Annotated in this window: 15 protein-coding genes; 11 read left to right on the forward strand and 4 right to left on the reverse strand. The window is 46.2% G+C overall.

Going from position 1 to position 23,984, the window contains the following annotated elements; translation table 11 throughout:
* Positions 1-37 precede the first annotated feature (37 nt).
* The gene (locus MKX35_RS26160; protein WP_371916545.1) at positions 38-1,036 is read left to right on the forward strand and encodes a Gfo/Idh/MocA family protein; all 999 of its coding nucleotides are present in this window, start codon (positions 38-40) and stop codon (positions 1,034-1,036) included.
* Between the two features lie 85 nt (positions 1,037-1,121).
* Here the strand turns inward: MKX35_RS26160 and wrbA are convergent, their stop codons facing one another.
* The gene (gene wrbA, locus MKX35_RS26165) at positions 1,122-1,763 is read right to left on the reverse strand and encodes an NAD(P)H:quinone oxidoreductase type IV (protein ID WP_076299112.1); all 642 of its coding nucleotides are present in this window, start codon (positions 1,761-1,763) and stop codon (positions 1,122-1,124) included.
* Between the two features lie 153 nt (positions 1,764-1,916).
* Here wrbA and MKX35_RS26170 point away from each other — a divergent pair, with 153 nt between their 5' ends.
* Complete coding sequence (locus tag MKX35_RS26170; RefSeq protein ID WP_076299113.1) at positions 1,917-2,399, forward strand: GyrI-like domain-containing protein; 483 nt, start codon at positions 1,917-1,919, stop codon at positions 2,397-2,399.
* A 640-nt stretch (positions 2,400-3,039) separates the two neighbouring features.
* Entirely contained in the window at positions 3,040-3,594 is a 555-nt protein-coding gene (locus MKX35_RS26175; RefSeq protein WP_076283859.1) for a pyridoxamine 5'-phosphate oxidase family protein, read from the forward strand.
* A gap of 96 nt (positions 3,595-3,690) precedes the next feature.
* Here MKX35_RS26175 and MKX35_RS26180 read toward each other — a convergent pair whose 3' ends face one another.
* From MKX35_RS26180 to MKX35_RS26190, 3 genes are all read right to left on the reverse strand, one after another.
* Entirely contained in the window at positions 3,691-5,469 is a 1,779-nt protein-coding gene (locus MKX35_RS26180) for a hypothetical protein (protein ID WP_076299114.1), read from the reverse strand.
* A 130-nt stretch (positions 5,470-5,599) separates the two neighbouring features.
* Positions 5,600-6,526, reverse strand: a complete 927-nt coding sequence (locus tag MKX35_RS26185) for a hypothetical protein (protein ID WP_076299115.1) — start codon at positions 6,524-6,526, stop codon at positions 5,600-5,602.
* Entirely contained in the window at positions 6,519-6,671 is a 153-nt protein-coding gene (locus tag MKX35_RS26190) for a hypothetical protein (protein ID WP_179086680.1), read from the reverse strand. Before MKX35_RS26190 ends, MKX35_RS26185 begins: the two co-directional genes overlap by 8 nt.
* A gap of 205 nt (positions 6,672-6,876) precedes the next feature.
* On the opposite strand from MKX35_RS26190, the gene MKX35_RS26195 reads away from it, so the two are divergent.
* The 8 genes from MKX35_RS26195 to MKX35_RS26230 all read left to right on the forward strand — a co-directional run bounded on the left by MKX35_RS26195 (position 6,877) and on the right by MKX35_RS26230 (position 23,929).
* The gene (locus MKX35_RS26195; protein ID WP_076283862.1) at positions 6,877-8,694 is read left to right on the forward strand and encodes a vWA domain-containing protein; all 1,818 of its coding nucleotides are present in this window, start codon (positions 6,877-6,879) and stop codon (positions 8,692-8,694) included.
* A 79-nt stretch (positions 8,695-8,773) separates the two neighbouring features.
* Complete coding sequence (locus MKX35_RS26200) at positions 8,774-12,163, forward strand: tubulin-like doman-containing protein (RefSeq protein WP_076299116.1); 3,390 nt, start codon at positions 8,774-8,776, stop codon at positions 12,161-12,163.
* A gap of 4 nt (positions 12,164-12,167) precedes the next feature.
* Positions 12,168-14,570 (forward strand): transcription initiation factor TFIID, encoded by a 2,403-nt coding sequence (locus MKX35_RS26205; RefSeq protein WP_076283864.1) that lies wholly within the window; start codon positions 12,168-12,170, stop codon positions 14,568-14,570.
* Between the two features lie 331 nt (positions 14,571-14,901).
* On the forward strand, positions 14,902-16,173 hold the full coding sequence (locus MKX35_RS26210) for a vWA domain-containing protein (RefSeq protein ID WP_076283865.1): 1,272 nt from the start codon (positions 14,902-14,904) through the stop codon (positions 16,171-16,173).
* A 22-nt stretch (positions 16,174-16,195) separates the two neighbouring features.
* On the forward strand, positions 16,196-16,837 hold the full coding sequence (locus MKX35_RS26215) for a hypothetical protein (protein ID WP_042185104.1): 642 nt from the start codon (positions 16,196-16,198) through the stop codon (positions 16,835-16,837).
* Between the two features lie 84 nt (positions 16,838-16,921).
* Positions 16,922-18,184 carry a TRAFAC clade GTPase domain-containing protein gene (locus MKX35_RS26220; RefSeq protein ID WP_042124368.1) on the forward strand — a complete coding sequence of 421 codons (1,263 nt, stop codon included), beginning with the start codon at positions 16,922-16,924 and terminating at the stop codon, positions 18,182-18,184.
* The gene (locus MKX35_RS26225) at positions 18,181-21,141 is read left to right on the forward strand and encodes a GAP1-N2 domain-containing protein (RefSeq protein ID WP_076299117.1); all 2,961 of its coding nucleotides are present in this window, start codon (positions 18,181-18,183) and stop codon (positions 21,139-21,141) included. Before MKX35_RS26220 ends, MKX35_RS26225 begins: the two co-directional genes overlap by 4 nt.
* A 208-nt stretch (positions 21,142-21,349) precedes the next feature.
* The gene (locus tag MKX35_RS26230) at positions 21,350-23,929 is read left to right on the forward strand and encodes a DUF4430 domain-containing protein (RefSeq protein ID WP_076299118.1); all 2,580 of its coding nucleotides are present in this window, start codon (positions 21,350-21,352) and stop codon (positions 23,927-23,929) included.
* Positions 23,930-23,984: the final 55 nt, after the last annotated feature.

Here is a 23,984-nt window from a genome sequence, read left to right on the forward strand (position 1 = left end):
AAAGAGACTTAGCAGAAGGATTAGGAGGAACATGCATATGAAAATGGATAACGCTTACAAGGTAAGATGGGGAATTCTCAGTACAGGCTGGATTGCCCATCAGTTTGTTACTGATTTAGCTCACGCCAGCAATGGCGTGGCATATGCCGTGGGTTCGCGTTCACAGGAAAGTGCAGATAAATTCGCGAGGGATCATGGAGTACCACATGCTTATGCTACTTATGAGGAATTGGTAAATGACCCGAATGTAGACGCGGTATATATTGGAACGCCCCATCCTTTTCACAAAGAAAATGCATTATTGGCGCTACGTGCAGGCAAAGCTGTCCTATGTGAGAAGCCTTTTACCGTGAATAGCGGAGAATTGGAAGAAGTGGTGGCCTACGCTAGAGATCATAAGCTGTTCCTGATGGAGGCCATGTGGAGTCGTTACATCCCGGCGATTGTGAAGGTTAGAGAATGGATCGCCGAGGGTAGAATCGGTGAAGTTCGCTTGGTGAAGGCAGACTTAGGATTTCGCACCGACTGGAATCCGGAAAGCAGATTGCTGAATCCGAAGCTGGGCGGAGGCGCGCTGCTGGATGTTGGGATTTATCCGGTTTCTTTTGCCTCGATGGTGTTTGGACCTCATCCTGAATCTATCTCCAGTACGGTGCATATTGGTGAGACTGGAGTGGACGAGCATTTCTCTATGCTGCTGAATTATGGCAATGGAAAAACCGCTTCGTTGAACGGTGGTATTCGTCTTAATACGCTGGAGGAAGCGCATGTGTTTGGAACAGAGGGCCGTATAATTGTTGAAGGGACGTTAGTGAACCCGAAATCTGCTTCGCTTTATATAGGGGATGAGAAGGTAGAGAGCTTTGTGGATGATCGAGCTTCTATTGGATATTGTTTTGAAGCAGAGGAAGTAGGACGTTGTCTACAAGCAGGGCTAACAGAAAGCCCAGTTATGTCACTGGATGAATCGTTAGCGATTCTGAAACTGCTGGATCAAATACGTGCGCAGTGGGGTCTTAAGTATCCTGGAGAGTAATTTTTAAAAATAATAATACCCCTCGGTTTATATGCTACGTAGGTAGCTCCGAGGGGTGTTTGATATATCGATCGAAGGTGGGCGTCTAGTTCTGACTATTGGCGTTTTTACTTTTGCCTGCTTGGACCCAGCCGGCCACTTCAACGGTGCGCTTCGCTTGATGAAAAACAGCATCACGGATCCGATCCTGCTCTTCGATCATTTTACCGTCTCCATCTACACTGACGCTGGTTCCGTACGGGTTGCCTCCCGCTCCAAATGTGACGGGATCTGTGTAACCTGGTGCTGCGACAATCGCTCCCCAGTGATACATCGATGTGTAGAGTGCCAAGATCGTTGCTTCCTGTCCGCCATGTGGATTCTGTGCTGAGCTCATGGCGCTGACGACTTTGTTTACGGTGAGTCCTTTGCCCCAAATCCCTCCGGTTGTATCAATGAACTGCTTCATTTGAGAAGCAATGTTACCGTAACGGGTTGGAGAACTGAAAATAATCGCATCGGCCTCCACAATATCATCGGGTGTTGCAACGGGGATATCTTTTGTCTTCTCAGCCAGGGCCTTCATGGCCGGATTTGCTGCGATTTTATCCTCGGGAACCAGCTCCTGCACCTTCAGCAGTTTTACCTCAGCTCCCGCTTTCTCGGCACTTTCCGCGGCCCATTGTGCTAGCTGATAGTTAGTTCCTGTGGCACTGTAGTAGATGACGGCTAATTTAATTTTTGACATGCTGGAGTCATTCCCTTCGAGTATAGTTCCATACTATTAATTACCCCATTGATGCTTTTATAACCCAAATTGATAATTCTGCTCTAACTGGACAGACAGATGTCCACTTCCTTTGTGTATACTGAACTCAATTACAGGAAATGAGGGAGAATAATGAATACTTATTTTGCACAAAAACCGAAGATGACATTGGCTGGGGTTAGCATACGTACGACAAATGAAGTAGAAATGGGTCCCGATGGGGGCTTATCGCGGCTGTGGGAAACGTATTTTCAGAGTAATATTGCGGGGCAGATGGATACGGTTAAGCCTGAGTATATCTATGCCTTGTATACAGATTATGAGAGTGATGCGTCAGGAGCTTATACCGTTGTGATTGGGCATGAAGTGGCTGGGGAGAGACATTTAGCGGATAGCGGTATTGTGAGTGCGGCTGTTCCGGAGAGCAAGTATATGGTTTTTACGACGAAAAAAGGTCCGGTATTTGAAGTAGTCTCGCAAGCGTGGGGGGAGATTTGGGCTTATTTTAAGGCATCTACAGAGGCAAGAACTTACACGGGCGATTTTGAAATTTATGATTCGCGGAATTTTGATCCTGCTAACACGCAGGTTGAGATTTATATTGCGATTGAGTAGATCGGGTGAAAGATATTTTAGCTAAAAGAAATGTTTCGTGGGGATATGGGGGCTGCCGAGAGGCAGTTCCTTTTTTCGCGGTTGAGCTGAATCCCTTGGGTGAGGGTGAAGGGTTACTCAACGATTAAAACGAATATATATCAATAGAAGGAATGAGTAAATACGCTTCATATTTAAATGCGGATGTGTCGTTAACCAGTAAACGGTAAAAATTTCGTACCATTCGCTGTGTTAGGCCAAAGTGGTGCAACAGAACGTTGAAAATCTCCCACATTAGCTGCGTCTAGCCGAAGTAGCAATTTTCAAGGGCAGAAATGCCCTACATTTACCCTAAAGAGCCCAAAAAGCAAGAAAGAGGAGTAAAAATACCCTACATTTGCCGCAAAGAGCCCAAAAAGCAAGAAAGAGGGGTAAAAATACCCTACATTTACCCTAATGATGCTCCAAACCGTTTGGAAGTAGATGGAGCAAGTGAAGTGTAAATGAAATAACTTGTTGAGTGAGTGAAGTGGATGAGCTTTGATGGAGTTGAACTAAGGAAGTGTAGCTGAAGTAGCTGGTTTAGTTTATATGTTCGATGGAGCATGACAGTCCCACCCAACAAATCACACACAAACCAAAACGAAACGGAGAACACCAAATGGGAAAACAATTCACGGCTATATTACCTGCACATCAGGAGTTTATTCTTCGGCAGCATCTTTTTTTCGTAGGGTCAGCGCCGCTTTCTGAAGAAGGGCATGTTAACCTGTCACCTAAGGGTCATGATTGCTTGCGGATTTTGTCTCCTAATCAAGTGGCTTATCTCGATATGACCGGTAGTGGTAATGAGACGAGCGCGCATCTGCTGGAAAATGGAAGAGTGACGGTTATGTTTTGTGCGTTTGAAGGACCGCCGAACATTCTGAGAATGTATGGAACAGGGACAGTAATCCTGCCTGGTTCATCAGAATGGGAAGAACTGTACCCTATTTTTACACCTCTGCCTGGAGCTAGACAGATCATTTTAATTGATGTTCATAAGGTACAGACTTCCTGCGGATTTTCGGTCCCATTCATGAGTTATGATGGTGAGCGAGATACGTTACAACGTTGGTCTATCCAAAAGGGCGAAGCAGGTCTGAAAGAATATAGACAAGAGAAGAACACCACAAGTATAGACGGGCTACCGACACCCCTTGGCCAAAAAAACTAAGCGGACATGGTGATCCTAGGTTCATGTATATATAAAGTTTCTCATTCGTCACGATGAGCGATCTCACAATTCGACTAAGCAGTTATCTCATATATTCTACTGTCCAAAACTCATACTACCCACGGATTCCACCACAAACACAGGCACATATTGCTCTCCCATGTCCGTTCCAACAAGCTGATAACCGTTCTGATATTGACCACTAACTAACGCGTTACCTGTAACAGAACCCAAGTCTCCTTGAAGCAAAATATAAACCCCATTCGAATAAGCCAGCATATTACCGAAGTTATCTGCGACGATTTCACAGTGAAAAGATACCTTTTCAAAAGGATGAAGCGCTACATCGGAAGCTGAAATTACCGCATACTCCTGAACAATCTCAGCAAATTGATAGCTGCCATCTACTTTACGATAACGTGCCGTCTGTCCAACGACACCGTCTCCGAGATCCGCGTTAGATACGAGTAAGGAATCATCGGACTGCAGTTCGTAGCTATCTCCAGACACTGAAAACAACTGCGAAATACCATCCGATTTCATTTCATATGCTGTAAAAAGGGTACGTCCACCTTCGACCTCAGATTCAGCCAGAATCATGGGTGCACCAGAACCTGAAGAGGCAGCAAGCTGGTCATTAAAAGTTAGACTGCGCAGACTCTTGAAATTTGGTAAAATATTTCCAGTTAAAGTTATGACACTTTCGTCGCTATTCATTGCTGCATAATAGAGGACACCATTGCTATCCGTTCCAGCCACAATGACCTTCTTATCGTGTAGTCCCTTGCTGGAGATGACGTTCCCATATCTGCCTTGCTCTTCACCGCCCGGGAGAAGGCGCACAGGCTCGGCAATATTCCAAGCCAATCTTGTAGCGGCAATGATTGAAGAAGTATCCTCTAACGGAGCAAGATCACTGTATAGCTGAATAGCTTCAGCATATTGACCTTTACTGGTCATACGCTTGGCATTTTTAAGTAGTTTAGCTTTACTAGTATCTACTAAGGTTAGTACCTTGGATGAGGTGATCCCTGCCGATCCTGCAAAATTACGATAAGCAACAGCATGCCCAGCAAAGGCGGTGATGTTATCGCTCTCTAGATCTTTGTTCAGGATGATCTTTCCGCTACTTTCTGCCTGCCCAAGTACCCATGGCGCCTCGTAACTATGCTGGCTGTAAGCATTCATCATGGAGAGGGTGCTCTCCAGCATGCCTGTAAAGTTTCCTGTGCCTGCTAAGGCTTTTTGTTTAGCTGTATCATGACTTTTGAACTTGGAGGCTAGCAACTCCTCCTTGGATGCAGCGCTTCCGTAATAGGCATCGGGAATCTGCAACAGATTCCATTTAAAAGTGTCTTCTTCACTCTTGTTTCCATCTTGGCTCTGAGCAAGTTCGGTAAGAAACTGCTCCTTAAATTCTCGGAAGTAGGTTGTGAACTGGTCAGAAATGCCTGAATCGGTCGATAACTGGCGATAATAGGATTCATAAGGACCACCGGGCTTCATATATGTAGCTTTTAAGCTGAGGAGAGTATCATAACTTTTCATAAATCCGGTGAAATCTTTAGTCGCAGCTTGTGCTTTAGCGGAAGATACCAAGGCCTTCAAACCTTGGCGGATGGCCGTGATTGGTGACAGCTCATCAAGTCGCTTCGCAACCTTTTCTTCCATATAAAGAATGGAATGGTTTGCCGCCGCTAGGCGATACTGATTCTCTGCACTTATCAGATCGCCAGCAGCATAGAGACGGTCGGCTTCCTTGGTTATTTGTATTTTGTCGGCGATGAGAAAAACCTTCTGTCCAAGCATCACAAACATACTTATACACAAAATGATCATAAAGTTTCGCAGGGTTATTAATTGTTTGAACGTCATATAGAGTAGCCTCTTTTTTCAAAATATAAGAAAGCATAGTTTCACATCATTCTTTATCCTTATATTTCACCGAGGAACAATTGCCATCAATAAGATGCCAATGCCGTTTCTTCTTGAAATATAAGAATGTCTATTGAACTTCCGGGTCCCAGCGGTATTTGGCTTCACGAATGTCCGCTACTCTTTGGTCCAAGCCATTCCATGGTTCATGGGGATTCGCAGCAATGAGTTTGGATAACCGCATAAAGCGGTCTTTAGGCAGATCTTGCACGTATCGGCCGATCATATTGGAATAGAGCAGGGTATAACGCTTCATTCTTACTGCAGCTCCGGCAACTCCCGTAAGGATGGTCATACCATTATTCATATGACGAATTTCTACTTCATAGTTCTTTACGTATCGCAGTGTACGATCTTTGATCAGATCAGGACGGATCTTAGCGATCTCGCCGATATATTCGGCTAGTAGCGGCTCGAAATCCTTAAGAAGAAGCTGCTCCAGTTCTAAATCCATATCCTTGCGAAGCAAAAATCCATGTAGCAAGGCGATACGTTGCCGTGCGATCCGGTCACCACGAAGCAGGATGGAGAGTTCGCGTAGCTTCTCGTAGGCAAGCACATCATCCTCACGGAGTACGGAGACAGCCTCCTGACGGTTGATCTCCAGTCCCTCTTTGATGATGCCAATCCCTCGTCCAAGCAGCTCGTTAAGAGAACGAAGATTCTCGTTCTGCCGAGCTTTTCGCTGCGTATAGTACAATAGTCCAGCGAGGAGAATCCCTCCGGCACCACATAACATCATCTGTTCTATGCTATTCCCAAAATAGACGGAGGCTAGTGTAAGCAGTAAGATGAATAGGAGGCGCGTATGCATTTTTCTTCCTGCAATGGATGCGGCTTGCTTCTCTACCGTAATAAGTGAGTCTTTACCGCATTTGGTGCATCGATCTTCACCGAGAGCGGTGTATTGTCCGCAGTGGCGACAAATACGAAGCTTGTCATAAGCGTAACGAGGAGCCTTGAAAGGGCGAAAGGTAACAGGTCTTTTCTTATTCACGGCCTTTATCGCCTCCGTTCAAAGCGGCCAGTAGGCGGTCGTTAATATCATCTCGAGTTAGTGGTTTACGTTGGCGTGCAGCATAGATGGAAATCTGAATTACGACAATTAGGAACGTAATCCCAAGAATGACGTATGAAATCATGGAACAGTCCTTTCTCATGGACGCCTTGCAGACCGGATGTCTCATAGAATGATAACTCTATGCATCATTGCTACTTTGGTCCGGCGGTCCTAAAGTTGAAGTTTACAAGGTTTAATTATATCATAATGGCATACTATTTACAGATTTTAGCGACAGTGCTGAAGCTGTCATATGTGCCTAATATAACACAAGAGGAGCCCTATTTATGCTTCGTAAATATCAAAGTAACAGAACAACTAAGACACTTTTTCAACGTATCTTCCCGGCATTACTGCTGGCGCTATGTCTTGCTGCCTCACCTTTTGCAGCGGTTCAGGCCTATGCGGCAACGTCGGCGCAATCTCACATTGATGCGGTGCTTCTTATCGATGTCAGTAACTCCATGAAGACTAGTGACAAGAACAAAGTCGCGAACGAAGCGATGAAAATGTTCATAGATATGCTATCCACCCAAGGTGATAAAGTAGGTATTGTTGCCTATACCGACAAGGTACAGCGGGAGAAGGCCCTGCTGGAAATTAACTCAGAGACAGATAAACAGGATTTGAAGGATTTTATTGATGGACTGGACCGTGGAGCTTATACCGACATTGCTGTCGGTGTGGAAGAAGCTGTGAAGGTGCTCCAGAATGGTAGCGATCCGAAACATGAGCCAATCATCGTAATGCTAGCTGACGGCAATAACGATTTCAACAAATCAACAGGCCGGACGCAAAGCGAATCGGATAAAGAATTGAATGCATCCGTGGAAGTCGCTAAAAAGAATGGCTATCCCATTTATACGATTGGTCTTAACGCAGACGGCAAGCTGAATAAACAGAAACTCGCTGATCTGTCCACTGAGACAGGTGGTAAAGCATTTTCGACGGACTCCGCAGATGATCTTCCGCAAATACTTAGTGAAATTTTTGCTAGTCATCTGAAGCTAAAGGTAGTACCTGTGCAGTCGATCACTGCAAATGGGGATTATCAGGATGTGACTGTCAACGTGCCTAACGGCAGTGTTTTGGAAGCCAATATCTCAATTATGTCGTCACAGCCTGTGACCGCGAAGCTAACTGATCCTTCAGGAAATGCTGTCGCCATCCCGTCCAAGGATGTTGTGCTGTCGAAGTCTTCTACTTATAGCTTGATCAAGCTGTTGTCACCGCAAGAAGGAGATTGGAAGCTTCAGGTCAAAGGTGTGCCAAAGGATAAAATTGATATTAATCTAGTTTTCAACTACGATTTGGAGCTTAAGATCGATGCGTTGCCATCAGCAACCTATAAAAAAGGTGATAAAATTGATATTACCTCTCACCTGTTCAGCAATGGTACTCAGGTAACGCTCAGTAATTTGTATCAAGATATGAAGGCGGTACTGCTTGCTACAGATATCGATACAGGTGATGTACAGGAAATCGTACTGGATAACTCCGGGGATGTTTTTAAGGGCACCTTCGAGGTAAAAGAAAGCCATGACTATGAGCTGAAGGTTCGTGCAGAGGAAAGCAGTTTCTATCGTGAAAGTGCTCCTGTAAAAATCAGCGCGAAGGCAGGTGGCGCTGCAACTACCAGTCCTTCGACAGGAACGGGCAAAGAAGAACCTCTGAAAGAAGCTTCGTCCAATACCTTGTATTATATTATTGGTGGTATTCTTCTGGTGTTGGCAGCCGCTGCCGCATGGTATGTGCTGAATAAGAAATCGGCACGTGGTTTTGTTGGACAGCTGGTAATTGAGGTTAAAGACGGCAATACGGGTGAGAAGACCTACCCACAATATAAGAAACTTGCTGGATTCAGAGGCAAGTTCACCCTTCATCAGCTGCTGCAATTAGCGCCTGAGCTGAAGGAAAGTGAGAGCATTATTTTCACACCAGCTAAGAATGACCGATTGCTGTTACGCAGTGGAGAAGGTATTACTGTAGAGAGATCCGGACGTGCTGCGGATGCCTCGCGTGGTCTTGAGCTGAAGAGTGGTGACCGCGTTTCAGTGTCCCTGCACACGGTAGATAAGACGATTTATCTCGAATATTTAGTATAGTAGGCAGTGTATGCCGCAGAACTAGTTTTGCAAGAGATCTGAAGTACAGCTTCCGCAAAACTTTTAGGAGGATAAGCATATGAAACCAGTAGTAAGAGAGCATATACAGCAATTGGATGTATCACTAGGTGGCGGGATTGTCAGCGATAAGATCAGGGTGGATACGATTGATAATCCGATCCTGATCATTGGACTAGGCGGCACGGGCATTGATGCCCTGCTGCGTCTTAAATATCAGATTAACCGCCGCTTTAAGCTGCCGGAAGATCCGATATCCAAGAAGAAGCGGGACAAGCCGGATAATGTAGAGTTTCTAGCTTTTGAAACGAATGAACAGGATCGCGGAAAGAAATACAAAGGGATCGGACTCGATCCACAGAATGAATTTGTATTGCTAGCGAATGCTGAAATCGGCGGATTGCTGCAGAACCGCAGTATCCTTGATTCGTACATCACGGATTGGCTGTCACCCGAGCTGAGTATCACAGATGGTATGAACGGTGCCGCTGGTGTGCGGCAGGCTGGACGTCTGCTCTTGTTCACCAAGATTAATCAGGTTGTAGGAGCGATTGATAAGAAGATCAAGACCTTATCTGTAGGCACGAACAAAAAGCTGATGGTCTTCCTTTTGACAGGTCTGTCAGGGGGTACAGGTAGTGGAGCGTTCCTTGATATTGCCTATATCGTACGGGGTATTATTGAACGTGATTATGGATCAGCCGGTATTGACCGTGTGAACACACTGGGTTATCTCTTTACACCGGACGTGAATTTGTCTAACAAAAGTTTAAGCGAGCACACGCGTGAATATATTCGCAAGAACGGTTATGCGGCGCTTAAAGAGCTGGATTACTGGATGAATGTGGACAGCCGTGGCGAGCGATTCCAACAGCAATACGGAAATATTTTGACGGTAAATTCACCGTTGGCTCCATTTAATCTATGCCATTTGATCTCTGCAACGAATACCGAAGGTAAACTGCTAGAGAATGCGTATGATTACTGTATGAATGTAACAGCTGAGAACATCACGAACTTTATGGCGAGTGAAGAAAAAGCGTCCGGTGAAGAATTCGCCATCCATGACTATATCAGTAATATCCGCACCAATATTGCGCAGATGAATAAGACTTATCCAGCTAACTATGAGTACAACATTATCGGTGCCTCGTCTGCCGTGCTTCCGATTGAGGAAATGACGACTTATCTGGCCTTCCGTTTGTTTGATAAAATGGAAAAAATGTTCCAGCAGGCGCCTGGTCAAGAGGATGTAGAGAAATTCGCACGTAAGCTTGGGATTGATCTCGACAGTATGATTAAAACCTTTGAATCCCGAGTGCCTGAGCCATTGCCAGGTTACGAGAACAGCGAACGCCTGAGTCATGCCAATGTAGTCAAGAATCAAGTGGTAAGTATGGATACAGAGCTGGAGCAGAACTTCCTGGCTCGTGCCCGTGAGGAATATATTAAATCGAAAAAGCAGCTGCCTGGCGAAATTGTAGGACGTTTCAGTGAAGAGCTGGAGCGCATCTTCCTGCACCCAGAGCAAGGGCCGTTCTACGTTTCCCGCCTGCTGTATACCGAGAAGGGCTTCTGTATTTTGAAGCTGATTCAGTCTTATATTGAGGCTTTACGTGAAAGCTTGCTGCGTCTGCCACGCGATATTGAGACGGCGCAGGACAGTGCGGATGAGAAGCTGAGCGATGCACGCAGTGCTTTTGTATCCAAAGAGAAGAAGAAAAATGCCTATATTGACGCTAAAATCAATGAGTATTGGCTGCATGCCGATGTAGAACGTACTGAGCAAATGATTCAATTTTATGAGGACTTATACGAGCTCTTAAACGATGAAAACAGCCGGATTTATGGTGTGTTTACGGAGATTCTTAGTGCGCTTAGCTCGATTTTTGCCAAGAATGGGGACATTCTTATCAATGGTGAAGAGCAAGCGGATTATAAAGGAAACAAAACTTATTATTGGAACATTGTTAATGTGCCGGATATTTCGGCGACGATCTCCAAAATCATGGATCAGAAGGACGGCGACGACTTGATTCGCGACTTCACCCGTGAAATGCTGAAGCATTCCGGACGCTGGGTTAAGGAACAGGAGATTGATATCGTTCGCTCGATTTCAGAGTTCCTTAGTGATAAGTTCGGGGATCTGATCACCCGTTCGATGGAAGATTTCCTTGTGATGAAATTCGGCCATGAAGAGCCGCTGGATAAGTTCGTAGAGCGGATTATTGCCGGTAAATTGGACGAAGAGGCTGTGCCTACCTTCCACCTTAGTAACAGCTCGGGCAGCTTGCATTTCCCATCATGGGGCTTCGTTTCCGTACCTGTTAAAGCACCTGGCATCCTGAAAGGGATTCGTAATTATCAGAATAATGCGCTTGGAAAATCACAATTTACAATCAAAGAAAGCCAAGTGAAAAACCGTATTTTCTGGCTTAACACCCGCAACGGTGTGCCACTCTTCGTATACACGCCGCTGCGGGTGTTTGAAGAGAACTATGAGCGGACCATTCTCGATAAGGAAGGGATCGGCCGCCATCTGGTGATGACGGATAAGAACAACTGGACGTATCTGCCTTCTCCGATTCCGGAAAAATCATGGGGTGACACCTACGTCAATTCTCGTGTACGTGATTATAACGCACGTGTGCGTGCAGACTTTGCAAAGGCGTTGGCAAGCGGAGTGATCATCGAAAAAGGTGTAGACGAGAACACAAGCAACAGATACTCTGTTGTGTTCACAAAACCATTTGATATGGATGCTCTATTGAGTGGATTTGATATGCAGTTAAATTCTTCACGTCCGAATCTCGGAGAAGTGAAGAAGGCGGCTGATGAACTTAAGAATCTGCGCGAGAAGGGCTTGGAACGCGAAGGCATTAAAGATATTTTTGGCAGCATTAACAAAGAAATGGCACAGGAGAATTTAATTCGTTCACCACAACTGATTTCTCGTGTTCGTGTTGAGCTAGCTAAATATGCTGAACTGACTGCAAAAGCAACGGAGCTTGAAGGGCTGCTCCATCAATATCTGGACGAAGACAAGTGGATGGACCAATTCATCGAGGCGTTGTACACGGACAGCATTATCAAGAAAGGCGCACTCTACGTTTATGATCGTGATGAAGAAGAGGACGCTTGGGAGCCGTTTGCCAACTTGATGAAAGAACGTAGCTACGTGGAATATGCCGTGTACCGTCATTTCCGGGAGCTGGATGAGAAGAGCCGCAGCGTTCTGCTGCGTAAGGCAGCTCGTCGTGCGAGTGAAATGACTGCCGCTGAAGACGTAACCCCATTGCTCTATAAGCTGGAAGGGCTGTATGTATCCTTCCTTGAAGCACGCGACAGCTTGGAGTATGAACGGGTAGAGTATGAGAGCGGCGATGAGATGTATAGTTTCTACAAGAGTATGACTAGCAAACTCGGCAGCATCCGCAGAAAGTTGAAATAGGCCTATGATCAAAACACTGGCATTATCTTATGGTGAACAATATGCGGTACAGGAAGAGGCACAGCGCAGTAAAGGGGATGGACGCAGCAGCATCCATTACCCTGCCCTGTTTCTGTTCGTAGGCGACAAGGTTGCTCCGGCCATCGGTCCGGTGCTGGATAGCTGCGAACGAAAATGGGATAACGCCGGCGGTGTTATGGCATTGCATGCTGTGTCAGGCACGAAGAGTGAGGACACAGACAGAAGTAAGAGGGGCTCTGATGCAGGAGGAAAAGACCGGGTGCTGGCCATGGCCTTGCCGGATATGGCAGGGTCAGATCCACGCACTGTGCGTCATGAACTTTACCGCAAGTTTCATGAGGATACACGTTATCTTGCTGAAATGAATAAAGTTATTCGGCGGCTGAGCAACAGTATAGCGGATTATGGACGCCTATATTCATCTTTTGACGTGATCCATCTCTCTATCATTACGCGGGTCGATGACCCGCTTAATGTATTGTTGCCAGAAATTACACTGCTGGCTCGAGCAATACTCAGCCAGTCCTTTAAGTCGGTACAGACGGATCTCTACGCTTTAATCAATGAGCGGGAGCAAGGGGATAATTTTGGATATTCCAGCTCAGTAGGGCTGGCTTTTCTGCGTGAATTGGACAGAATGCAAGCTACGGACTATACGTTTAATGCACCGCTGCTTGTAACCGAGGATGGTCTGTCGATTCCAGTGAGTCATGGTCCTTCCGCTTTATTTGACCTTGTGTATCTGCTCTCCGATAAGAATGAGCGCGGCATGATGTCGGCTCACGGCATGGATGATAACTATGAGATCATCTCCCATATTAGCCTACTTAAGAATCGTGTCCGCCCGACTTCTGATCAAGCTACAGGACACGGTGGTTATAACAATATGACCTTCAAAAGCGGTATTAGAGGTAGCACAGGAAGACAAGGCTACGCCTCCGCAGGCTTTTCTGGCGTGAGAAGACCTAATGTCCAAATTGCCTTGGCCGTGCTGTATCACGCCTTCCGGCGTCTTGCAGCGGATATGCGTGAGGGTAGTCCATGGACTATGCGCGAGCGTCAATCTCTATTAGGGCTGGATCCTGATAGTTTGCGGGAGCATAGGGCGCAGCTAGTCCCGGAGAAAGACGGCCTTAGTGAAATGACGGGGCTAATGAGCCATGGACGTCCGTCCTACAATGAGCTGAAGCAGTTGTCACTTCGTGAAGCTGAACAGCAGCTGTTCGGTGATGGGGGCGAGGCTTATTTCCGTAATAATTTTGTCGCAGAGTCTAACCGGAGAGTAGAAGGTATTCATCCTCTTCGTGGATGGCGCACCCTATTGGCGGCACAGGAAACAGCTACGCCAGCAGTAACATTCTATCAGCTTGCGGAGTGGACAGCTGATCGCGATGAGGGTGGCAGTGTGCTGCATGCTTTGCGTCAGCATATGACAGGATTGCGTTCAGCACTTGTCTCCGCGCAGGATGAGCTTGAGGATCTTTATGCGGAAAGTGTGGAGCGCCAACCGTTCCAGCGTGTGCCGCTTTTTGACAAACGAACGGTACGCAACTTCATTCATTACTTATTCTCTGCGGTATATGGAAAAAAATATGAGCTATTATGTATGGAAAGTGAGCTTGCGCTGTGCAGTCGTTTGGAATCTGCGCTTGAGCAGCTTCACGTGGAATGTGTGGCCCGTGTGAAAGCTATGGAGACGCTCGAAGAAGAGTTACGTATTACTGTGATGGACAGCATTGGGCGGACGAACGAAACCACTGGCCAGAACGTGATGGAATACTATCGAGTTGTCACAGAAGAAGTAATGAAAGAGATCGAGACCCGGCGTGGGCCAGGAATATTCTTTAGTGACAAGTACATGGGTAGCATTTCTAAGCTTTTAGAGCAAGGCAAAGAAGCGGTAGCGGAGCGTTTGATTGGCATTTGTCAGCGGGAAATATTAACGGCTGATCCGTTTGCTCTATCTTTCGAAGAAGAATTGCTGCGGCGTGCAAATGTTGCGGCTGCTTATGAGAACCGTCAGGTTCTATCCAAGGAAGAGTTGTTCAAGCGTCTGTACCATAATCTGGAGGATAGCGCGACGATCAATGTTCGTCTGTTCGAATACACGCAAGAGCATCGTCATGAGGAAAAATATTTCTTCGGAGACAGCGCATCTGAATTCCTGCGCTATGCATTTGGTGTGGATGAGACGACCCGCATTTATCGCTTAGGCTTTGTGCATGAACAGCGCAGGAGCGGAGTGGAGAAGTTAAATCTGATGGGTGGTTTCCATTTAGAAGACCTGCTCTATTACCGTAATGGTAAGGTTTATTATGAAACCTATGCTCAGAATGGCTATCAGCTTCATGGGGTGAGTGAAGAGCAGCTTCCCGAGATGCGCTGATGGCGTAATAGATGGGTACCCTCACTTTGAGTCTCTTTATTGCACTTTGTGCAATAGATTCATCGGATATAACCTTTAATTAGAGTTCTGTTGTATTTGATACAATAGATTTAAGTAGATTTCTGGAATAGGGACATTTCTCCTTATTTCCAATGCACATTATGCAATAGAATAGAAATAGATGTTTCTTTTATTCCATTCTATTGCACAAAGTGCAATCTGGGGGATGATTACACATCCGGGCAGCCCGTTAATCGGGTTACATAACCCCCGAACAATGTTAAGGCCATAAGAGTACAATTCAGGTTTCTCCCGGAAAGGAAGTATAACGATGCAGAGAAAAATCAATCTGCTCCTGCTCTTCTTCAGTCTGATCGGCGGCGGGGTCGCCTTTCTTTTTGGCGAGTGGCTGCTAAGCTGGTACAACGATCTGCCTTCCATCTTGCTCGTTGGCATTTATTTTGCCATAGTAGCACTCGGTATCGGCATCGGTTGTCTGCTTGCAGAAATGATCTCGCCACGGCTGAACGGAGCCTCGTGGAAGCAGCGCTACCTAGGTTTATCCTGGAAGCTCCTGCCTCTGATGATTGTCCTTGCACTTGGAGTTGGAGCATTAACAGAATTTGTTTATGAGCTGAATTTTGGCGGTGCTAAACCGGTTAAAAATGTTGTAATGGCTATCGATGACTCTGGCAGTATGGCGCAGAGTGATCCTGATAACAGCCGTTATTCAGCCGCTAAGGCGTTAATTGCGAGAATGGACAATGACAATCAGGTAGCGGTGGTGACATTTAACCACGAAGCTGTAGTCGTCCAGCCGTTAACACCACTCTCGGATTCGCAGAATCGTGAGAAGGTGTTGACTGCCATTGATAACTTGAAACCAACAGAGGGTGGCACGAACATAAGTGGTGCGATCTCGGAAGCCCTTAAGGAGATAGACAGTGACGGCAGAAAAAATCAAGGCGCTATGGTCATCTTGCTGTCGGACGGAGTGAGTAATTTCAACACCTCGCGAGAATTACAGACCTATATAGATCGTGGCATTGCCGTAAATACCATTGGGCTGGGGATGCAGGATCCTGCCGGTACCCAGTTGCTGCAGGATATTGCGAAAATAACGGGCGGTCACTATTATGATGTGACAGATACGGCTCTTTTGGGTGATGTATTCCAGCAAATCTATGATCGTTTGGGAGATCGGACATTGCTTACGGTGCGTAGTGATGCTACGGCAGATAGTCCATACTATGCTGCAGTTCGTATTTTGTCGCTGATGCTAATCGGTGCTGCGCTTGGACTCGGTCTTGGTATTATGTTTGATAACCGTCATTTAGCAAAAAGCTTTGGGATTGGCGGCGTAATCTCAGGGTTGTTCGCAGGGCTTATTCTGGAATTTGGACTTAGCGGGCACAATTTCACTGACGGCCTAATTCGCCTCCTTGCTGTTCTTATATTGGCTGCAATCATCTCATTATTTACAGGCGTCATTCCGGTAGGTGAAGGACGTATTTACCGTAATAGAAGAAATAATGCAGCTCCTAATCCACCGTCAGAAAGCTTTCCTGATCGACGGAGAAATCGGAATAGCAAAGGATTCTAGTAGTTGAAAGGGGTTTACAGTGATGAGGTACGCCGAGGATAATGCTTCCGCTCTGGTAATAACGGATGTGACATCTCAAGTGGATGAACGGTTCTGTACGCTGAGATGGCGCTGGCCGGACGGCGTGCAGGCGGTGTACATCCATAAGACCTCCGCAGAAGAGGCTTCTATTGGCACCGGGGATATTCCTCCGGTCGGAATGAAGCTCTACACTCGTGAGGAATACAAATCTAACAATGGATACCGTGATCGATTGGATGAGATCGGCCTAGTCTCCTATACCATATACGCTCGCCTTGCTGAGAACGGAGAGACACTGCTGGTGAGGCAAAGTGACGGTGCGAACCGTGTAGTGGTCAGTGCAGGCAAAGCCAGAATCTATTATTCCGTTCAACAAAAAAGAGGATTATTCGGAAAACAAAAGACCGTACATATGGCGATTACGGCAGAAGTTCCAGTGGCTCGAGATGTCCTCTGTTATGTTAAGAAACGGGGAGGACATCCGGCAGGGAAAGAGGATGGTATTCTCTTTCCCTTTGTACAGGATTTCGCCCCTGGACGCAATGTACTCCCGCCGATTGAGATCGGTAAGGATGATTTTGTACGCATCTTTTTCACCGACGGTCCTAAGTATGGGCTTTATTATGAGCTGGTGCCGGAGTAAGATCAGTCTATGCGTACAAGCGAGTGTTGGACAATGCCTGTCCATAGCAAGATACGCAGATACAACTTTTGGGAGGATGAGTAGATGTCTTTTTTTAGCCGTTTTATGAAAAAGAATCAGCCGGAGCCAAGGCCGCTTTTTTATGATATTGTGTGTCCGTATTGCTTCACTAAGTTCTCTCCGGAGGATGTGGTCTTTCGGGCTATGCATAGCCGAGAGGACGATGAGAATTACGCGCTGGGCGAGGATGATGCCTTGAATAAATACCGTGAGCGCTTTGGGCTCGATACGGTGGATGACATAGAAGCAATCATTAATCCGGCGGATATTCCGGAAGAATACCATCATTATACCGATCATGTGTTAACAGGGCTTACGGATCGTTATGGAGTGCTTACACGCAGACGGCTATGTCCATCCTGCCATAACGAGCTGCCTGTGACTGCAGGTAAGGTTCCAAGTAACATTATCTCGATTATCGGAGCCTCCCAAGTCGGGAAGTCGGTATACATGACCGCGCTGATTCATACCTTGCAGCATACGACAGCAGGTCATTTCGATGCCGCTTGTATGCCGCTCAACGCGGAGATTAGCCGTAAGTTCCGTACGCTCTATGAAGAACCGCTGTTTGAACGCGGGGATCTGCTAGCTTCCACACAGAAGGAGAAAATGCAGGAGCCGTTTATCTTTCAATTTGTTTTTAAGGATGAAGAAAAGCCGCCGCTGACACTTGTGTTCTTTGATGTAGCGGGTGAGGGCATGGTGGATCAGGATTATCTCGGACTACACGGTCAACATATTAAGAACTCTGCCGGTATTCTGTTTATGGTCGATCCGCTGCAAATCCGTTCGATCCGCGAGAAGATTCATATTAACATCGGTGATCGCCCGGGCGAATGGGTCTCGCAATATGACGAGCCGCGTGATGTTGTGCTGACGATGTTCGGTGATTTTATTGCCTATCAGGAAAAGAGCAAAACTGACATTCCAACAGCAGTCGTTCTTGCGAAAAGTGATATGCTGCATTCACTGAAGGATGAGGATGGCGATTACATCAAGTCCAACAGTAATGTGTTCAATAACTATGTCCATCGCAAAACATTGAATATGGATGAATTCCATAACATCGACGGAGAAATCCGCAGATTTATTGGTAAGGTGGACAGACCTTTTAAAGATACGATGGATGTGTACTTCTCGAATACGGGCTATTTTGCGGTATCTGCGTTGGGCAGTAATCCTGTGAATCAAAAGATTGAGGGTGTAGTAAGCCCGATTCGTGTAGACGAGCCGTTTATTTGGCTGCTGCATAAGCTGAAGTATATTGAGGGGAGCGACGGCCCGTGAATGTTTTCTCAGGGTCTAAGATCGCCCAACAAATGTATACCCGCGAACGCCGCGGATTATTTCGTTCCACTGAAGGTTTTGATACAGTAGCGAAATCGGATAGTCTGGACAATAATTTTATCAAAAAAGCACTGCATCCCTTCTGTCTTTACGATGCTCCAGCAGAGCTGGCCGCGCGTGGGGAGAAGGATGAGACTCTATATCCTAGTGCGCTGCACCTGTTCCATGCAGAGAATGGCGACACGGTTCTTGGGACGAGTCGTTATCAAGCGACGGATTTTACGGGCCAGCGGAGTGCCTTTTTTGCACATAACTTTGTAGTTCCGGCCTCACGTTCAGAGGAGATTATTCAGAGCTACGGGGACTTTCTGCATGCTGATTTCGCAAAAAGTTATGAAGGAGAGCTGGGCGGAACCTTGCCGGAGCTGTCTGCTATTCCAGTTATACGTACGGATCGCCGACCTGATCCTATAGCGGGATTACGCTTGCTAGGGATTGATGAAGGGATATTTAAGGCATTGCTGCAAGCAGTGATGCTCTCTGTGGCAGGTAAGAAAAAAATCTATATCGCTCTAAATGTACCTATCACGGAGCTGTCCGCACGTGCGGTGGAGCTTACAGAGATTTTATATAGCGTGCTGCCGTATGAATTCCGCCGCAGATTAGGCGTGATTACGTATGCGAATGAACCGCAAAGCCGTAAATATATTCATCTTAGCTTTGTGGAAAAAGGCTCGCTCCGTCCCGGTGATCGCAGCATCGAGAAGGACTTCACATTCGATTTGGTTTCAGGTCGGATGGGGAATGTAGATTTTGGCGAGTCCCGTCAGCCGTATGCTGATCTGGTTTGGAAGCTTTTACTTCTGAATCCAGGGGATCTTGACGATTTTGTAAGTTTTGCCGATCAGATCCTGCGTGGAGAAAGCTCTGAGCATAAGCTATCGCTCGCTCTCTATAATGAGTTAGCCGTATTTTATGAGATTGAGCAGGGGAATGAGCACTTATATACAGAGAACAAAAGCGCGGTGCTGAGTGGTTTGCTTTCTTATCTTAAAGCGGAGGGTGCGATTCATTCCAGAATCCGACTGAATGATATTTTCTTGGAGCGGTTCGACAGAGAATTTGATTTAGTCCGGCAAAGGAATGTCCCGGACCCTGCAATTATGGAGTGCTTTAAGGATTATTTTGTGCTGAAGGATCATAATTACAAAGTCAGAATTGTTGATTATTTCATTAATGGTATGCTTCATAGCGTGGAAGCGGGACGCAAAGATGTTCTCAATGCAGCTTACGGTATCATTGAGAGTAATGATGAGCTAAGCGCTGCTTTTTTTCAACGGGTAATGTCTGAAGCGTATTTCCGCAAGCAGTTATTAGAACCTTATATGGAATCAAGACTAGTTGCTGCATCTAAATCTGTGGACATTCTGAATTTTGTACTCCATTGGGGCCGTTTTCTACCGGCTGCGTTAGAGCAACCTTTTGCTCAGGATGCAGTAAGGGATTATTTGCTAGAAAAGCTACAACTGGAGACTGATCCGGTTGCTGCGGTGGCGGAAATTCATGGCACTGTAGATAAAGCGGAGAAAGATCGACGTAAAGGGACAGGGGTATCTCCTAAAGTACTCTCGCTCATGCAGGAGCTTGCAGCATCTGCAGACAGATTCTTGCTGAACCGGCTATCCCTTACTGAAATGACGCAGGAGGACTTACTGGAGGTTGTTTTCTTACGTTATGGCAATGTCGTGGATTGGCAGCCGCCACTAGATAGAATTAGCAAGCAGAAAGAAAATGCACTCCGCGCTGCTTATCGCTGGTTTGGTGAAGAGAAGCCGAATGAAGAGATTTTTGCAGGCTTATCTCCAAAGGAACTGGACGATGTACAGTTGCTCGGTCGCCGTTTACTGAAGGAAGCCCGAGTACTAGAGCCTTTTGAACGTCTGCCTCTAGCTTTCTACTACACCAGTCAGCGCGAGGGTGGTCCACTGGATTATGACGCACTCTTGGAATTAGTAAAGCATAAAGCCGGTACCGATAAGGATGTTATCTATCGATTCTTTGCATGGTCTCAAGGAAATTCTTTATTTACGATATCGAATAAAAAGCTTTATCCGGGTTACCGCCGGGCGATTCTGAAGTATTTCCAGAGCAGTGACCGCGAAGCCTTCAAGAATCGTGAGTTCCGTAAAAGCTATGTTGCTACAGCACGGCCTGCTCTTCAAAATGTGTACAATGAAGCTCGCTCCCAGCTCGCTTCCCCGCTGGCGCGCTGGATCAGCCGCAGTCGATTTCGACTCCTGATCTCCGGTTCCATTACGGGCATTCTGGTGATTATCGCAATTATCGTATTCAGTATGCTGCGTCCGGATGATCCAAAGACGGCTCTGCCGGGGACAAGCCCTGAGCCGACACCCGTTCAGAGTGCAGGCAATGAGCTGCCTCCGGCTTCAGTATACTTGAAGGATCAGAGCGTCGAAGGAGATAAGGGGAGCAGCATATTGGTGTTCACGTTTGCCAAAGCTGATGATTGTGTGCAATTTAATCCGACGGAGATTAGTCTGATGACTTCATCCAATGTGGTGGATAAGAGCTTTAAAGTCGCTGCTAGCCATGGAACTTGTCCAGTTCCGTCAGCGGATGCCACAGGCGCTAATTCTGAAACGGCTGAAGGTGCGGACGCTACTAACTCAGGAGCCGATGCCACACCTTCTCCAACGCCTTCATCTGATGCGGAGAATAACACAGTTGATCCATCCGCGACAGCTGTCACAGAAGGGGTACAGCCATCCTATCAGGTGGAGGTTACCTTAGAACCGGGAGCGACCATCGTAGAGAAAAGTATGATCAAGGCGGGAAGATTTACATTGATTGTAGATCCCGCTCCAAAGGATACACTGGGTGTTAACTCAAGTGCTGAACCTTCTCCAACTGCAAGTCCGGAAGGAACAGCTGAATAAAGGAATTTCTGAACAGCAGAACAATACCGAAAGGTTGGTTCTGCTGTTCTTTTTTTTGTTACTCATACAAAGCTTTTCTATAGACATGCTATGTATTAATAGATATGATTATGAAAATAAGGTTATACCGCCCTTTCTAGGGGCGGTCTTTATGTTGTGCGCTCTTATTTTATGTAGTATCCATTCCTTTATAGAAAGAGGTTGAACAATGAAGAAAATAGTCACCTCCAAGTTTTTTGTACTTGGACTGGCCATATTCATGGTCATTTCAATTTTTGGAACATCCCTTGCTCCGGCAGGAACCATCTTCGCAGAGGCGGGTGTTAGCACCGGACTAGATGAATCTAGCGATGCAGCTGCTCAGGCAGAGCGGATTAATGTTGCGGATGCGACCTATACAGCTGCAGAATTTATTCTAAAGGGTGGCGTGCAGTCGGATTGGCAAGCGATTGGGCTGGCTCAAGCGGGATACAAACTACCAGCAGGTTACCGTCTAGCTCTTGAGAAAAAGGTGAAAGATGCAGAGGGGATTTTCGCGAACGTAACGGATTATGCGAGAATTGTACTCGCAGTAAGAGCGGTAGGTGCTGATCCTACCAACTTTGGTGGAAGCGGAACAACATCTGGCTATAACTTAATAGAGAAGATCTATAATCATGACAAAATCAGTGGACAGACACTTAATAATCCAGTATATGCTTTGCTCGCACTGGACTCTGGTAAATATAACATTCCATATAACGCGAAATGGACAGCGGATAAGCTCATTGCTGAGATTCTCTCCAAGCAAAATCAAGATGGCGGCTTTGCCTTAACGACAGGCGCTAGTGAGCCAGATATGACAGCGATAGCTTTGACCGCTCTAGCGGCACATAAGCTTAATCCAGAAGCTTACACAGCAGGGCTACAAGCCGTATCTTGGCTCTCTAATGCTCAGGATAGTCATGGAGGTTACGGAGATAGTGCTGAGAGTGCTGCACAAGCTATTCTAGGTCTCACATCCTTCGGTGTAGATCCAAGTGGATTAGAATATACCAAGAATAAAGTGAATCTGATCGGTAACCTGCTGAGCTACCGTCTAGCTGACGGAAGCTTCGCTCATAGCCGTGGCGGAAGCAGTAATATTCTAGCTACTGAGCAAGGCCTTCAGGCGCTTGTAGCCTACAATCTACTCTATAAAGGCAGTAACAGTAAGTTATACGATTTTTCTAAGTCATCCGTTCAGAATGCCTTAATCTATGCACCTGTTACTGTAGAGGGTCCTAAGAGTACTTTAGCACAGGGATATGGATATGCTAGCAACGTGCTTGGTGCATTAGAGAAATTGGCTCTTCAGACGAACTTGCCGATCACGAATCCTTCCGGTGCATATGTCACAGGAATTGGAAACATTCCCGCCGGAAGCTACGGCGGCTATGACGGATGGATGTATGCCGTATCCCGTAACTCTCAATGGATCAACCCTGATGTTGGAATGAGTGATTTTGCGCTTAAAGATTCAGATCAGGTCTTGGTTTATTATGCTGGAGATGATACTAAACTTGTAGGTTCGGTAACGGTGTCCAAAGCAAGCCTTAAAGAGGGCGATTCTTTTACTGTAGTAGTGACTAGTAAGACATGGAAATGGGACGCTGTAACGAATACATCCTCCCCGGTAACTGCTAAAGCATCTGGCGTTCAGGTCCAAATTGGAAATCGCATCGTAACAACAAATGCTAAAGGCGAGGCGCTATTCTCAGGGAATGTTCCAGCAGGTGATTACAAGCTGACTGTAACAGGCTATCGTGAAGGAAAAGCGCCATCGATAGCTAAATATACTCAAGATCTAAAGGTAATTCCTAAGAATGTAACGGCTTCACTTACCGTTGAGGGTCCGCAAGGACTGATCGGTGAGGGGACTTTAAAGGCTTCCAATGCGCTTGAAGCTTTGCAGCAATTGGGGTTATCCAATGATTTTAAAGTAGATATCACGAAATCGTCGTATGGTAATTTTGTATCGGGCATTCATGGAGTTACTCAAGGCCTTTATGATGGCTGGTGGAGCTTCGTAGTATGGCGTAGCGGTGAATGGATCTATCCAAGTGTGGGTATGGACGCTTTTGAATTACAGGAATCCGACCGTGTTCTTGTATATTATGCCGGAGAAACCACACAGGTTGTTGATACTGCGGTTGTATCCTCTGCACAGCCGAAGCCGGGTGAAGCTTTCACTGTAACAGTTTCTCAGAAAAAATGGGTGTGGAATAAGGATACCTTTACTTCCGATCCAGTGACTTCTCCAGCCGCTGGCGTGCAGGTCTTGATCGGTGATCAGAAGGCGATCACAAATGCTAAGGGTGTAGCTGCATTTGACCAAGGTCTACCAGCGAATACCTATACGATCATTGTTACCGGATATGCTAAAGATAGTGTGCCTAGTGTGGCGCGTTATACTCAGTCACTAAACATTGCTTCAGATGTTATTGCTCCTGTTAAAGCTACGGCTACCATTTCAGTCGTTGGGGATAACAAGAAGGGTACGATTCTGAACAGTACAACAGTATCGCTAAAAGAAGGTGAAACGGCTTATAGCTTATTGATTAGTCAATTGGGCGATAAGGTAGTGTCATCCGGAAACGCTGGAAGTAAATACGTGAAATCTATAGATGGTTTGTCCGAATTTGATGGCGGACCTAGCAGTGGATGGAAGTATAAGACGAATAGAGATGCTGATCCAAGTATCAGCGCGGACAGCTACATTTTAGAGAACGGTGATCTATTATATTGGTATTATTCATCGGGTGAATAAGTAGGGTTAGTTATTCGTTAGGCGGACACTAAGATTCGGAGTATTAGCGGATCGA

It is taken from the genome of Paenibacillus sp. FSL R5-0923, assembly GCF_038009145.1.
Lineage (GTDB): Bacteria > Bacillota > Bacilli > Paenibacillales > Paenibacillaceae > Paenibacillus_AQ.